Here is a 12,911-nt window from a genome sequence, read left to right as displayed (position 1 = left end):
TGGCCTGATTCTGGCCCGATTCTGGCTTGTATGCCCCGAGCAGGAGGCTGAAAAATGGACGTCCGTATCGTAATGACACACGGGGGTAAAGAAAACATGCAATCCGGGCGATACGTAAAACTTTAAATATAAGGTTAACGCAAGCGTGATCCGGGCGCCTCTGTGACAACATTTTTCCCCTGCAACCGTTAACCCGTTGGCGACCGGAGTCGCCTATTTTCATGGGCCCGTCTGCCCGCTTTATGGAGTTGCAGTGCGTATGCGTGGCGAAAGTGGTATTGCGTTTTCGATGCCGGGGGGCGATGCCTCCGGAACGGCCGGAGCCCGGCCTGTGGATCTCGGCCATCTGGCACGTCAAACAATGGGTGACCGCGACCTCGAACGGGAAGTGCTGGCGCTTTTCGTGCACCAGTCGCTGTCGGTTCGCGACCAGATCGCGGATGCCGACGCCAGGCAAAGGGTGCTTCTGGCACACGGTCTGAAGGGCTCGGCGCGCGGCATCGGCGCCTTTGCGGTCGCCGACTGCGCGGCGGTCATCGAAAAGCAACCGGAAGACGTTCGGGCGCTCAAGCGGCTCGGCACGCTGATCGAGGAAGTGCGCGACTTCATCGCCGGCATCAGTCGCTAGAGCCGACTTCTTGGCGTCGGCGCCACCTTTTTGAAAAACGTCATTTCGTGGCGCTTTCGCGCCGCAGTTGACTTGTCCGGTGGAGTGATTATCTCGGCTGCGACTCCTCAGGTGACTTTGATGACCAAGCTGACTTACATCGCCCATGACGGGACCCGATTTGACGTGGAAGCCGAAAACGGCTCGACCGTCATGGAAAACGCGATCCGCAACGCGGTGCCGGGCATCGAAGCCGAATGCGGCGGCGCCTGCGCCTGCGCGACCTGCCATGTCTATGTCGACGAGGCATGGACGGCCGAGGTCGGCGAGCCGGAGGCGATGGAGGAGGACATGCTGGACTTCGCCTATGACGTCCAGCCGAACTCGCGCCTCTCATGCCAGATCAAGGTGCGCGACGCACTGGACGGCTTGGTCGTCCGCGTTCCCGAGCGCCAGGGATAAGTCGCGCCGATATTCAAGTGAGGCCGGCCTGCAAATGGCGGCTTCCTGCGCTTCCGGTGCTCACGCACCTTAAGTACGCTCCGCTCCGGTTCGGAAGCCACCATTTTCGGCTCGGCCTGACCTGAATCTCGGCGCGCCTTGGGCGGACGCTCAATTTCTTTCTTCGTGGCTGCTTGGCAGCAGGCCGGCGCTCATGCAGTCTCGCACCATTTCCCAATGGGGCGCAGCGCATGACCGAAACAATCAAGACGGACGTTCTCATTGTCGGGGCAGGGCCGATCGGCCTCTTTGCCGTGTTCGAACTCGGCCTGCTCGACATGAAATGCCACCTGATCGACATCCTCGACCGTCCCGGCGGCCAGTGCGCCGAGCTCTATCCGGAAAAGCCGATCTACGACATTCCCGGCTGGCCCATGATCTCGGCGCAGGGGCTGGTCGACAAGCTTATGGAGCAGATCCATCCGTTCAAGCCGGAGTTCACCTTCAACCGCATGGTCGCGAGCCTTGAAAAGCTGGAGGACGGCAGTTTCCGCGTCGCCACCGACGAAGGCGAGATATTCGAGGCCAAGGTGGTGGTGATCGCCGCCGGCGGCGGCTCGTTCCAGCCCAAGCGGCCGCCCATTCCGGGCATCGAGGATTATGAAGGCAAGAGCGTCTTTTACTCCGTCCGGCGCATGGAGGAATTCCGCGGCCACGACCTGGTCATCGTCGGTGGTGGGGATTCGGCGCTCGACTGGACGCTCAACCTGCAGCCGATCGCCAAAAGTGTGACGCTGGTCCATCGCCGCCCGGAATTCCGGGCCGCGCCCGACAGCGTCAACAAGATGTATGCCATGCAGGAGATGAAGCAGCTCAAATTCCTGGTCGGCCAGGTCAGCGGCCTTGCGGGCGCCGAAGGCCAGCTGTCGTCGGCGACCATCAAGGGCGGCCCGGCTGGCGACGTCGAGGTGGCGTGCACGCGCATGCTGCCCTTCTTCGGCCTCACCATGAAGCTCGGGCCGATCGCCGAATGGGGGCTCAACCTGCATGAGAACCTGATCCCGGTCGACACCGAGAAGTTTCAGACGTCGATCCCGGGCATCTTTGCCGTCGGCGATATCAACTGGTATCCGGGCAAGCTCAAGCTGATCCTGTCGGGCTTCCATGAGGTGGCGCTGATGTCGCAGGCTGCCAAGCGCATCATCAGCCCCGGCGAACGCATCGTCTTCCAGTACACGACCTCGTCGACCAGCTTGCAAAAGAAGCTCGGCGTCCACGACTGATCTGTGTTGATATTCAGGTGATGCCGGCCTGCGAACGGCAGCTTCCTGCGCTTCCGGTGCTCACGTACTTAAAGTACGCTCCGCTCCGGCCTTCGCCCTCATAAGCGTTTCGGCTCTATGAAGGCTACGGCCGGCGTAGGCCGGTTCTCGGAAGCTGCCATTCTCGGCTCGGCCTGACCTGAATCTCAACACAGATTAGAGAGGTTACTCCGCAAGCACCGGCGCGGCGTGCTCGTCGCGGCCGCGCAGTTCCTTTTCCGGCATGAGCGCCAGAACGATCAACGCAAGGACGAGCGTGATCCCGGTGGTGAGGAAAATCATCACGAACGGCAGCGCCGATGACAGTTCGATGTGCGTAGCGGAACCCTCGGACGACAGTGGCAAGCCGTAGCCAAGCGCCACGGCGCCAAGGATTGCCACGCCGAGCGCGCCGCCCAGCGTGCGCAGGAAGGTCAGCACGCCGGTGGCCACACCCAGGTGAGCGCGGTCGACGGCGTTCTGGACCGAGACCGTGGCGACCGGAAAGGTCGTTCCGCTGCCCAGGCCAGTCAGCGTGGTCAGGATCAGGACCTCGAGCAGCGAGGCGTGTTCCGCAATCGCACTGAGCGCGCCAATGCAGACGATCGCCAGGCTGACGCCGATCATGGCGATGCGCTTGTAATGGACGAAGCGCGGGATCATGCTGCCGCTGAAGGTGGCGCCGGCGACCGTGCCGAGCAGGAGGCCGAGCATGGCCATGCCGGATTGGCTGACCGAAAGCCCGACGATCGACTGCAGATAGACCGGCAGGTAAACCGAGGCGCCGATGTTTGCGGCCTGCAGCAGGAACATCGAGAGCGTGCCGGCGAGCACGATCGGATTGCTCAAGACGTCGAGCGAGATCAAGGGCTCGGCGGCCTTGAGCAGCCTCAGCGCGAAGAAGGCCCAGAACATGGCCGAGCAGGCCACCAGCCCAAGGATTTCGCGGGAGAACCAGGGATAGGCGCTGCCGCCCCAGTTGAGCGCCAAGAGCAGCAGCGACGTGGCGACAACCAGCAGCACGGCGCCCAGCCCGTCGATGCGGTGGTTCTTGGCCGCGATCGGCAGCTTCCTCAGCGGATTGTTGATGATGGCCATGGCCAGGAAGCCGATCGGCAGGTTGATCCAGAAGATCAGCGACCAGTGCAGATGCTCGGCGAACACACCGCCGAGCAGCGGGCCGGCAACGCTGGCGACCGCCCAGGTGCCGGAGATCCAGGCCGCGTAACGCGCACGCTCGCGCGGCGGCACGAGATCACCGATGACCGTCTGGGCCAGCGCGAAGAGACCGCCGCCGCCGGCGCCCTGGATGGCGCGGCCGATGACCAGCACCAGCATGTTGGGCGCGAGCGCGCTGACCAGCGACCCGAGCAGGAAGATCAGGATCGCGGCGTAAATGACGGGACGGCGTCCATGGACATCGGAAATCTTGCCGTAGAGCGGCGCCATCGCGGTCGCGGTCAGAAGATAGCCGGTGACGATCCACGGCAGATATTCGGCATGGCCGAGCGCCCGCGCGATCGTCGGCAGCGCCGGGGCGACGATGGTTTGGTCAAGGGCCGCCAGCAGCATCGACAGCAGCACGCCGCCGATGATGGCGTTCTTCTCGCTCTCGCTCATCGGCGCGGCTTTCGGCGCCATCGTCTCGACGGTCTGGTCCATGCGTCATTCTTTCAAAGGCTGGTGCTCGATGCGCCGAGGCGGCTCTGGCCGGTCGCGCCTGTCATTTCCCATCGCGGATAAGGGTTCTGGGCGTTTCGAACCGCTATATGTCGTTCGATATAGGCCGATTTCGACCGCCGCTCGAAAGTTTTTGCGATCTGGCACCATGTTAGGGCGGAATTGGCCTCGGATCCGGCTTGCCTGAGGTCAAGGCGGCGGCAACCGGCCGGCTTCGACGCGCTCCATCCGGTAGCGCATCAGCCGCAAGATCCGGCTTTCGAAATTGGCGCCCTCGACGCGGTCGAAGCGAACCTGGTCCTGATCGTGCCTGGCGAGCTCGGTGGCCTGGATCGCGGCGGCCTTGACCTTCGCTTGCTCGCAAGTCTTTTGCGGCGGGAGTGCCTTCAGCGCGTCCTCGAGCAGGCGCGCGTGGTTCTTGGCTATCTCGACATGGCGTTCCTCATGCCGCTTGATGTCGGCCGAGAGCGTGTCCCAGAACAGCCTGACGTCGGGATCGGATTTGCGCGGGCGGCGCCATTCGGGGAGGATCACCTTGACCTTCACGGTGACGGCTGCGTCGGCGATGCGGCAGGACTGCGCGCTCTGCGCGTAGCTGATGCGGGTCGTAAACGCCATCTGCGTGGCGCCGGGGTGCCGCGAACCCGTGCTCTTTACCTCGGGACCGTTTCTCGACAGCTGATTCTGGATATCGTCGAGCGTGCGGCCGCCGACGCTGAAATAGCTGTAGGTCTTGACCAGATTCGCCGCGCCCGCCGGCATGGCGGTCAACGCGAGCATCAGGGCGCAGAGCGGGGACCAGTTCATCATATTGCCTCTTCACGCAGCTTGCTTTAGGGCCGTCGCCGGCGCAACGGAAATGATTTCGCGCGGCTCACGCATGGTTGATGGACAATGACGACAAGGCGATGGCAGCTGGCGCATGGGCGCTATGTCGACCTCGGTCCGAAGGCAGTCGTCGTCGGTATCCTCAACGTGACGCCCGACAGTTTTTCGGACGGCGGCCTTTTCATCGCGCCTGAAAAGGCCCTGGAACAGGCACGCCGCATGGTGCAAGAGGGCGCCGCGATCATCGACGTCGGCGGGGAATCGACGCGGCCGGGTTTTGCTCCGATCACCGCCGAAGAAGAACAGGGCCGCGTGCTGCCGGTCATCGCGGCGCTCGCCGCTTCCGGCGCGGCGCTGATCTCGGTCGACACCTACCGCGAGGATACGGCGCGGCGCGCGGTCGCCGCAGGCGCGCATATCGTCAACGACGTCTGGGGCCTGCAGCGCGAGCCGGGCATAGCGCGCGTCGCCGCCGAGACCGGCGCCGGGCTGGTCATCATGCATACCGGGCGCGAACGGCAGAAGCTACCCGACGTGATCGAGGACCAGTTGCTGTTCCTGCGCAAATCCCTGGAGATCGCGCGCGCCGGCAAGGTCGCCGACGGCCAGATCGTGCTCGATGCCGGCTTCGGTTTCGCCAAGGAAACGGCGGAGGAGAACCTCGACCTGATGGCGCGGTTTTCCGAGCTTCAGGCGCTCGGCTATCCGCTGATGGCGGGGACCTCCCGCAAGCGCTTCATCGGCAACGCCACCGGGCGCAAGCCTGGCGAGCGGGCGGCCGGCACGGCGGCCACCAGCGTCATCCTGCGCTTGAAGGGGGCCGACCTGTTTCGCGTCCACGATGTCGCAATCAACGTGGACGCGCTGGCGCTGACCGATGCTATGCTTGCGCGCGAAACCGAGCTTCCTCGCGGGCACCGATGATGTACGTCATACGCATGAAGAACTGCGCCTTTTTCGCCCGCCACGGCGTGCTGGACGAGGAGGAGACGCTTGGCCAGCGTTTCTATGTCGATGCCGAGCTGACCGTCGAGCCCAGCCGTCCGCTGACGGAAGATTCCATCGAGGATACCGTCAATTATGGCGTCGCCTTCGCGGTCATCGAGAAGATCGTAACCGGACATCGCCGCTTCCTGATCGAGGCGCTGGCGCTGGAGGTAGCGAAGGCGCTGACCGCACGGTTCTCGCAGATCAGGAAGGCCCAAATCACCGTGCGCAAACCGAACGCCCCGGTGCCGGGCGTGCTCGATTACGTCGAGGTGACCGTTGTCTGGCCAGAATAGCGCCGTCTACCTCAGCCTCGGCGGCAATCTCGGCGACCCGGCGAAGTCGATGGGCGCGGCATTGCGCATACTGGACGGCGACGACGCGACGCGCGTCACCGCCGTCTCCTCGCTCTACCGCACGCCGCCCTGGGGCAAGCTCAACCAGCCCGATTTCCTCAATGCCGCCGCCGCGATCGAGACGGCTCTGGCGCCGCGCGCGCTGCTCGACCTTTGCCTCGACGTCGAGCGGCGGTTGAAGCGCGTGCGCGAGGAGCGCTGGGGGCCGCGCCTGATCGACATCGACATACTGGTGTTCGGCGACCGGGTGATCCACGAGACGGGTCTCGAAGTGCCGCATCCGCGCATGCTGGAGCGCGCCTTCGTGCTGGCGCCGCTGGCCGAGATCGCGCCCGGGCTTTCGGTCGGCGGTCGGAGCGTGTCGGAGCGGCTCGGCGCGGTCGACACGTCTGGTATCGAGCGGCTGCCGTCGGGCCGGGAGTGGTGGCTCGGTTGATTTCGAGCCGATCAGCCGGAGAAGCCGCCGCCGTCCAGGAAAGCTTGCTCCTCCGACGTCGTCTGGCGGCCAAGCATCCTGTTGCGGTGCGGAAAACGGCCGAAACGCTGGATGATGTCGCGGTGCTCTTCCGCATATTTGAGATCGCCCGGAGCTCTGGCGGCGATGAGCTGCACTGCTCGTTCCTGATCGGCGAGCAGTTCCGAATGCTCGAAAGGAAGGTAGAGGAAGACGCGCAGAGCCTCTTCGAGTTCCAGATCCTGCCCGGCGGTGATCGCCTTGCCGGCAAGATGCCGGGCGAGCGCATCCGTCGCATACATATGTCCAGTGCCGCGGAAGCAATTGCGGGGAAACTGGTCGAGCAGAATCATCAGCGCCAACGATCCTTGGGCATGCGCATTCCATCCGTCGCACTCGCGCCGCGCGGCGGCATAATGCAGCTCCAGGAAGCGGTTGCGGAAATCCGTGTCGAAGGCGTCGTTCTTCTCAAACCAGGCGTCCTCGCCGGCATCGCGCCAGAATTTGGTGACGGAAAGCGCCCGCGGATCGAGCTCTGCCATGCCTTGCCCCTCAGTTGTTGGTCTCTGCCTTGTTCAGCACGACGGCGGTTTCCTGGTTCAGCGCCCGGCCGGCGCGGCGCGGTTGCGTCAGCGGCGTAGGGATCGGCGTGCCGATATTGCCCTTGAGGAAGCGCTGGCCGGCGCGCACGCCCTCGGCCAATTGCGTCTCGAAGCGCGCTTCGTCGCGGCGCCGGACATCCTCGATGACCTCGGCGACCTCTTCCGGATCGACGCCGAGCGACTCCAGCGCGGAGCCGCCGAAGACCAACGCCGATTCGAAGGTCTCGCGCAGCTGATAGTCGACACCGGCGCGCACCAGTTGCAGCGCCGTGCCGCGGTCGAAGGCGCGCGCCAGGATGGTGACCAGTGGGAATTCGGCCTTGATCAGCTGCGCGATGCGCACGGCGGCGTCCGGCTTGTCGACGCAGATCAGCACCGCGCGGGCGCGCCCGGCGCCGGCCGCGTGCAGGATGTCCAGCCTGGTGCCGTCGCCATAATAGACCTTGAAGCCGAAATCGGCCGCAGCCTGGATCATCTCCACCTCGTTGTCGATGATCGAGACGTCCATCCCGCGCAGCAAAAGCGGCTGGCTGGCGATCTGGCCGAAGCGGCCGAAGCCGATGATCAGCACGCTGCCGGTGAGGCCTTCGGCGATGTCGACGCCGTCGAGGGACTGCTCGTCGCGCGGCGTCAGGTAACGCAGCGCCACGATCGCCAGCGGCGTCAGCACCATCGAGATGATGATGATGGCGGTCAGCGTGGCGTTGGCCTGGCCGTCGATGATGCCGACCGCGGCGGCGGATGAATACAGCACGAAGGCGAACTCACCGCCCTGCGCCATGAAGACGGCGCGTTCGAGCGCCTCGCGATGGCCGCTCTTCAAAATGCGTGCGACGATGTAGATGCCGAGCGCCTTCATGGCCATGTAGGCGACGACGTAGATGGCGACGAGCCGCCAGTTCTGGGCGACGACGCCAAGGTCGAGCGACATGCCGACGGCGAGGAAGAACAGGCCGAGCAGGATGCCGCGGAACGGTTCGATGTCGGCTTCGAGCTGATGGCGGAAGGTCGATTCCGACAGCAGCACGCCGGCGAGGAAGGCGCCCATCGCCATCGACAGGCCGGAGAGTTGCATGGCCAGGGCCGATCCCAGCACCACCAGCAAAGCAGCGGCGGTCATGACTTCGCGTGCGCGGGCGTCCGCCAGGATACGGAAGAGCGGATTGAGCAAATAACGGCCGGCCACGACCAGCCCGACGATCGCCGCGATGCCGATGCCGACTTCGGTCAGCCGCTCCGACAGGCTGGTCTCGGCGCCGCCGGGCGCGAGGAACGCGACCAGCGCCAAGAGCGGCACGATCATCAGGTCTTCGAGCAGCAGGATGGAGACGATGCGCTGGCCTTTTGGCGTGGCGATCTCGCCGCGTTCTTCCAGCAATTGCATGACGATCGCCGTCGAGGTCAACACGAAGCCGGCGCCGGCGACGAAGGATTGCGCGATGGGAAAGCCTCCGGCCAACCCGACGAGCGTGAGCAGGACCGCGCAGACGCCGACCTGGAGGGCGCCCAGTCCGAAGATCTCGCGCCGCAGGCTCCAGAGCCGCGACGGCTGCATTTCGAGACCGATGATGAACAGGAACATGACGACGCCGAGCTCGGCGACATGGAGGATCGATTCCGATTCGGAAAAGATGCGCAGACCGAACGGGCCGATCACCACGCCTGCGGCGAGGTAGCCGAGGATGGAGCCCAGCCCCATGCGCTTGAAGATAGGTACGGCAACCACGCCCGCGGCGAGCAGCGCCACCACCTGCACCAGATCGCTGCTCGACGCTTCAACCGCCATGCCTGTCATCCCGTTGCTCGAAGCACTCCTTGCATGCACCGGGAGCGGGAGGCAAGGGCGGGCAGACTGACTGGAAGAGCAGGGACCACGCTGCCGGATACGAAACAGCGGATCCAGCGGCAAACGCCTGTTGCAACCGCGTTACACAAGTTTACGCGGACCGGTTGTTGCGTGTCGCCACAATCAGCGGTTATGGCACGTTCGGCTTCGGCCATTGGAGGCAGCGGCGATGGGCTGCTGTCTTTTTGAGGAGATGATTGACATGAAGAAGTTTTTGCTCGTTGCCGTCGGTGTTGCGGCGCTGGCCGGCTCGGCTTGCTCCAAGGGGCCGGAATGCACGCAGGAGATGGCCACCAAGAAGGCGCAGGACATGGCTGCCGCTCTCCAGGCAGCGATCACCAAGGATCCGAGCAAGGCGGCCGATCTGACCGCCAAGGTGCAGGCCGTGACGACGAAGTATCAGGGCGCGACGACGCTCGACGAAGCCTGCAAGGCCTATGATGAGCTGACCGCCACCATCAAGGGTTGAGTTCAACCCTCGAGACATGCGAAGGCGGTGGCCACGCGGCCGCCGCCTTTTTGTTTGCGCTTGGGTACAGCCTCAGTTCTTGGCGATGGCGCCGACCTCGACCGAGTCGACGCGCTTGAGGCTCATGCCGATGACGGGGACCAACTGATCGTTGACACGAACAGCGACGGTCACGGTCATCGAATTGTCGTCGGGGACACGCGCCTGCATGACGCCGTTCAACTGCTTGCGGTTGATGGTGAAAACGACCTTCTGGGGGTCGACGACATTGCCGCCGACGATGTCCATTCCGTTGCCGGTCGAACCGCCCATGAAACTGCCATGGTAACCATCGCGACCCTTGCGCTCGACGGTGGCCGACATCTTCTGCGTGAACACGCCGACCCGGCAACCGCCGTCCAGTGTCATGCCGACCTTGCCGTCTGGCGTCGAGCCAATGAAATCGCAGGTGAATTTCGTGTTTTTGTACTTGCCGGCGATGATTTCGCCCGGGCCGACCCATCTGCCTTCAACCGAGTGGAAGAACTGCTTGTCCGGTTCCGCGCCTAACGCCTTTTCGGCGAGGCTGAGCGGCGCGGCAACCGCGACCGTCATTGGCAGCACGCAGGACAGGATTACGCTTCTCATGGACGACACCCGGCACGACAGAGTCTCTACTTGGGACCTGAGTGACCATGGAGAAGATTGGTTAATGCTTCGTCACTGGCGGTGGTTTTCGCGTTTACCCTACTGGTCTGCCTGATCGTCCTTGCGCGACGCGAAAGAAGTCAGCGCGGACAGAAAATCGCCGAGGCCTGGGCGCTTCACGGCGATGAACGGGAAGGGGCGGGCGGTTTCCATCGCGGCGATACCGATGCGCGCCGTCATCATGCCGTTGACCACGCCTTCGCCGAGCTTGGCCGAGAGTTTCGCGGCAAGGCCATGGCCGACGATTTGCTGCACGAAACTGTCGCCGACGGCGATGGAGCCGGTGACGGCCAGATGCGCGAGCACGCCGCGCGCCAGCCGGAAGAAGCCGAGCGTGCCGGGACGGCCGCCGTAAAGCTCGGAGAGGCGCCGGATCAACCGCCCGGCCTCGAACACGACATAGGCGATGTCGACCAGCGCGCGAGGACTGACCGCGGTGATCAACGAGACGCGCTTGGCGGCCTCCAGGATCATGACCTTGGCGCGGGCATCGAGAGGCGACAGGATCTCGACCTCGGCAAGCCGCACCAGGTTGGCGCCGTCGATGATCTCGCCACGCAGTCCGGCAAGCGAGCGCCGGCCGGCGGCGGTCTCGGGTTTTGCCGCGACAAAGGCCGACAGTTCGTCGACCAAAGCGCGCGCCGCCTTGGGATCGTCACGCGCCACGGCATCCAGGGCCTGCTTCTGCATCTTCTCGACCTCGGCAAGGCGGGCGATGGCAAGGAATTCGCGGATGAGGATGACGAGCAGCGAAAGCAGCGCGATCGCCGCCATGCCGGCCGCCAGCCAGCCGAGCCACTCGGCGCGCGCGAAGAGATTGCGGATCAACTGGTCGGCCCAGAGGCCGACGGCGAGTGAGACGAGCACGCTGAGGGCGCCGAAAAACAGCCGGGCCAGCAACGAGCGCTTCCTCGGCGCCGTCGCCGGCGGCGGGATCGCGGCCTCGATGTCCGGCTCGTCGAAAACGTCGACCTCCGAGGGGATCACGACCGCCACTTCGCCTCGCGCGGCGCGCGGCCTGCGCGCCGGCTGTTCCTCGGCGACGCGGCTTCGCTCTGCTTGCTGCCTCGGCTCCGCCTCCGGTTTGATGCGGAAGGCCGCCGGTCTGCGGGGCGCGGTCATGCCAGATGATCTCCGATCAGGAACTGCAGCGCGCGGTCGAGCCGGATATGCGGCAGGGACAGCGTGACGCCTTCGGCGGTGCGTTCGAGCTTCGGCGGGCGGAAGCGCACGAAGCGGATCGCCGGTTCGGCATTGTCCGGCGGCGATCCGGACACGTCGAACACCGCATCCACCTTTTCCGGCAAATCGCCCGGGAATATGGCGGTTTCGGTCTTTCCGTCGAATGTCTCGCCGTTGATCCTCTCGCCCCTAAGCGGGGTGCCGATGATGACCGGCAGCGTCTCGCGTCCCTGTTTCACCGTGCCTTCGCGGGTCGAGCGGACGGCGGCCATGGCGACGACATCGACGGCGGCGCCGCTGAAATTCGCCCGGGCAACGGCGTGGTCGGTCAGCCGGCGCACGATCGCCTGCAGCCGGTCATGGCTTTCGTGGTGCAAATGGTCCGCCTTGGTCGCGGCCACCAGGATGCGATCGATGCGGCGCGAGAAGAAGTCGGTGAGGAAATTGCCGCGTCCGGGCCGGAAACAGGACAGGATCTCGGTGACGGCGCGCTCCAGATCGGCCATGGCGGCCGGGCCGGCATTGAGCGCCTGCATGGCGTCGATCAGCACGATCTGCCGGTCGAGGCGGGTGATGTGCTCGCGAAAGAACGGTTTGACGACATGCGTCTTATAGGCCTCGTAGCGGCGCTCCATCATAGCCTGCAGCGATCCGGGGCGCGGCCGGCCCTGCGACAGCGTCGTCAGCGGTGCAAAGGTCAGCGCCGGCGAACCTTCGAGATCGCCCGGCATGAGAAAACGGCCGGGCGGCAAGGTCGACAGTGCCCGCTCATCGAGCTTGCAGGCCTTGAGATAGGCGGCGAAGCTTTCGGCCAGACGCCGGGCCGCCATCTCGTCGGCGTCGGCATCGGGATTGACGGCGGCAGCCAGCTCGCGCCAGGCCTGCGACAGGTCGGAGCGGACGGGCAGGGCGGCCAGCTCGACCGCCTCGCGCGAAAAATCGGCGAAGGATTTGCCGAGCAGCGGCAGGTCGAGCAGCCATTCGCCGGGATAGTCGACGATGTCGAGAGATAGTTTTCCGGCTGAAAACATCCGGTTCCAGCCGGAAGCCGACTCATATTCGATGGTGAGCCGGAGCTCGGAGATGGCGCGCGTGGAGTCCGGCCAGACGCGGTCGTTCACCAAAGCCGCGACATGGTCTTCGTATTGAAAGCGCGGCACGGCATCGTCCGGCTGCTCCTCGAGGAAGGCGCGGGCGATGCGGCCGGATTTCTGCGCTTCGAACAGGGGCAGGCGTCCGCCATGGATGAGGTTGTGGACGAGAGCTGAGATGAAAACCGTCTTGCCGGCACGGGAGAGGCCGGTGACGCCAAGGCGCAATGACGGTGAGAAGAGCCCGGCGGCGCGGCCCGACAATGTGTCGAGCGCAATCCTTGCCTCGTCGGTGAAACTGGTCAGCGATGATGCCAAATCAGGCCTCTGGTTGCGCGTCAGCGCCCGATATAGGCGTTGGGCCGGGGGTTTGAAATGGC

Annotated in this window: 14 protein-coding genes; 7 read left to right on the top strand and 7 right to left on the bottom strand. The window is 64.8% G+C overall.

What is annotated here, in order from left to right; translation table 11 throughout:
- Positions 1–259: 259 nt before the first annotated feature.
- The 3 genes from DPM33_RS16355 to DPM33_RS16345 all read left to right on the top strand — a co-directional run bounded on the left by DPM33_RS16355 (position 260) and on the right by DPM33_RS16345 (position 2,331).
- Positions 260–628, top strand: a complete 369-nt coding sequence (locus DPM33_RS16355; RefSeq protein WP_112098485.1) for an Hpt domain-containing protein — start codon at positions 260–262, stop codon at positions 626–628.
- 120 nt (positions 629–748) lie between these two features.
- On the top strand, positions 749–1,069 hold the full coding sequence (locus tag DPM33_RS16350; RefSeq protein WP_042647743.1) for a 2Fe-2S iron-sulfur cluster-binding protein: 321 nt from the start codon (positions 749–751) through the stop codon (positions 1,067–1,069).
- Positions 1,070–1,299: 230 nt separating this feature from the next.
- Positions 1,300–2,331, top strand: a complete 1,032-nt coding sequence (locus DPM33_RS16345) for an NAD(P)/FAD-dependent oxidoreductase (RefSeq protein WP_112098484.1) — start codon at positions 1,300–1,302, stop codon at positions 2,329–2,331.
- 204 nt (positions 2,332–2,535) lie between these two features.
- Here DPM33_RS16345 and DPM33_RS16340 read toward each other — a convergent pair whose 3' ends face one another.
- Positions 2,536–4,011: an MDR family MFS transporter gene (locus DPM33_RS16340; protein WP_112098483.1), complete on the bottom strand. Its 1,476-nt coding sequence runs from the start codon at positions 4,009–4,011 to the stop codon at positions 2,536–2,538.
- Positions 4,012–4,218: 207 nt separating this feature from the next.
- Positions 4,219–4,839 carry a DUF922 domain-containing Zn-dependent protease gene (locus tag DPM33_RS16335; protein WP_112098482.1) on the bottom strand — a complete coding sequence of 207 codons (621 nt, stop codon included), beginning with the start codon at positions 4,837–4,839 and terminating at the stop codon, positions 4,219–4,221.
- A gap of 84 nt (positions 4,840–4,923) precedes the next feature.
- On the opposite strand from DPM33_RS16335, the gene folP reads away from it, so the two are divergent.
- Genes folP through folK form a run of 3 tightly spaced genes read left to right on the top strand, consistent with a single transcriptional unit; the run spans position 4,924 to position 6,636 of the window.
- The gene (gene folP / locus DPM33_RS16330) at positions 4,924–5,781 is read left to right on the top strand and encodes a dihydropteroate synthase (RefSeq protein WP_112098481.1); all 858 of its coding nucleotides are present in this window, start codon (positions 4,924–4,926) and stop codon (positions 5,779–5,781) included.
- The gene (folB, locus tag DPM33_RS16325) at positions 5,781–6,140 is read left to right on the top strand and encodes a dihydroneopterin aldolase (RefSeq protein ID WP_112098480.1); all 360 of its coding nucleotides are present in this window, start codon (positions 5,781–5,783) and stop codon (positions 6,138–6,140) included. The genes folP and folB overlap by 1 nt, the downstream gene beginning before the upstream one ends.
- Positions 6,124–6,636: a 2-amino-4-hydroxy-6-hydroxymethyldihydropteridine diphosphokinase gene (folK, locus tag DPM33_RS16320; RefSeq protein WP_112098479.1), complete on the top strand. Its 513-nt coding sequence runs from the start codon at positions 6,124–6,126 to the stop codon at positions 6,634–6,636. The genes folB and folK overlap by 17 nt, the downstream gene beginning before the upstream one ends.
- An 11-nt stretch (positions 6,637–6,647) precedes the next feature.
- On the opposite strand, the gene DPM33_RS16315 is transcribed toward folK, so the two are convergent.
- Complete coding sequence (locus tag DPM33_RS16315) at positions 6,648–7,196, bottom strand: DUF924 family protein (RefSeq protein WP_112098478.1); 549 nt, start codon at positions 7,194–7,196, stop codon at positions 6,648–6,650.
- Positions 7,197–7,206: 10 nt separating this feature from the next.
- Positions 7,207–9,042: a monovalent cation:proton antiporter-2 (CPA2) family protein gene (locus tag DPM33_RS16310; RefSeq protein WP_112098477.1), complete on the bottom strand. Its 1,836-nt coding sequence runs from the start codon at positions 9,040–9,042 to the stop codon at positions 7,207–7,209.
- A 262-nt stretch (positions 9,043–9,304) separates the two neighbouring features.
- Here DPM33_RS16310 and DPM33_RS16305 point away from each other — a divergent pair, with 262 nt between their 5' ends.
- Entirely contained in the window at positions 9,305–9,571 is a 267-nt protein-coding gene (locus tag DPM33_RS16305) for a hypothetical protein (protein ID WP_112098656.1), read from the top strand.
- 72 nt (positions 9,572–9,643) lie between these two features.
- Here the strand turns inward: DPM33_RS16305 and DPM33_RS16300 are convergent, their stop codons facing one another.
- The 3 genes from DPM33_RS16300 to DPM33_RS16290 all read right to left on the bottom strand — a co-directional run bounded on the left by DPM33_RS16300 (position 9,644) and on the right by DPM33_RS16290 (position 12,849).
- Positions 9,644–10,198, bottom strand: coding sequence for a hypothetical protein (locus DPM33_RS16300; RefSeq protein WP_112098476.1), 555 nt, complete (start codon positions 10,196–10,198; stop codon positions 9,644–9,646).
- Between the two features lie 99 nt (positions 10,199–10,297).
- The gene (locus DPM33_RS16295; protein WP_112098475.1) at positions 10,298–11,380 is read right to left on the bottom strand and encodes a YcjF family protein; all 1,083 of its coding nucleotides are present in this window, start codon (positions 11,378–11,380) and stop codon (positions 10,298–10,300) included.
- Positions 11,377–12,849, bottom strand: a complete 1,473-nt coding sequence (locus DPM33_RS16290) for a YcjX family GTP-binding protein (protein WP_112098474.1) — start codon at positions 12,847–12,849, stop codon at positions 11,377–11,379. The genes DPM33_RS16295 and DPM33_RS16290 overlap by 4 nt, the downstream gene beginning before the upstream one ends.
- Between the last annotated feature and the right edge of the window lie 62 nt (positions 12,850–12,911).

The organism is Mesorhizobium hawassense (assembly GCF_003289945.1).
Taxonomy (GTDB): Bacteria; Pseudomonadota; Alphaproteobacteria; order Rhizobiales; family Rhizobiaceae; genus Mesorhizobium; species Mesorhizobium hawassense.
Note: the sequence above shows the minus strand (reverse complement) of the source record. Positions and strands in the feature narration are given on the sequence as shown.

Excerpts from the sequence above, each read along its gene's own strand:
- DPM33_RS16355 (WP_112098485.1), top strand. The coding sequence starts at position 260 with ATGCGTGGCGAAAGTGGTATTGCGTTTTCGATGCCGGGGGGCGATGCC.
- DPM33_RS16350 (WP_042647743.1), top strand. The coding sequence starts at position 749 with ATGACCAAGCTGACTTACATCGCCCATGACGGGACCCGATTTGACGTG.
- DPM33_RS16345 (WP_112098484.1), top strand. The coding sequence starts at position 1,300 with ATGACCGAAACAATCAAGACGGACGTTCTCATTGTCGGGGCAGGGCCG.
- DPM33_RS16340 (WP_112098483.1), bottom strand. The coding sequence starts at position 4,011 with ATGGACCAGACCGTCGAGACGATGGCGCCGAAAGCCGCGCCGATGAGC.
- DPM33_RS16335 (WP_112098482.1), bottom strand. The coding sequence starts at position 4,839 with ATGATGAACTGGTCCCCGCTCTGCGCCCTGATGCTCGCGTTGACCGCC.
- folP (WP_112098481.1), top strand. The coding sequence starts at position 4,924 with ATGACGACAAGGCGATGGCAGCTGGCGCATGGGCGCTATGTCGACCTC.
- folB (WP_112098480.1), top strand. The coding sequence starts at position 5,781 with ATGTACGTCATACGCATGAAGAACTGCGCCTTTTTCGCCCGCCACGGC.
- DPM33_RS16315 (WP_112098478.1), bottom strand. The coding sequence starts at position 7,196 with ATGGCAGAGCTCGATCCGCGGGCGCTTTCCGTCACCAAATTCTGGCGC.
- DPM33_RS16310 (WP_112098477.1), bottom strand. The coding sequence starts at position 9,042 with ATGGCGGTTGAAGCGTCGAGCAGCGATCTGGTGCAGGTGGTGGCGCTG.
- DPM33_RS16305 (WP_112098656.1), top strand. The coding sequence starts at position 9,305 with ATGAAGAAGTTTTTGCTCGTTGCCGTCGGTGTTGCGGCGCTGGCCGGC.
- DPM33_RS16300 (WP_112098476.1), bottom strand. The coding sequence starts at position 10,198 with ATGAGAAGCGTAATCCTGTCCTGCGTGCTGCCAATGACGGTCGCGGTT.
- DPM33_RS16295 (WP_112098475.1), bottom strand. The coding sequence starts at position 11,380 with ATGACCGCGCCCCGCAGACCGGCGGCCTTCCGCATCAAACCGGAGGCG.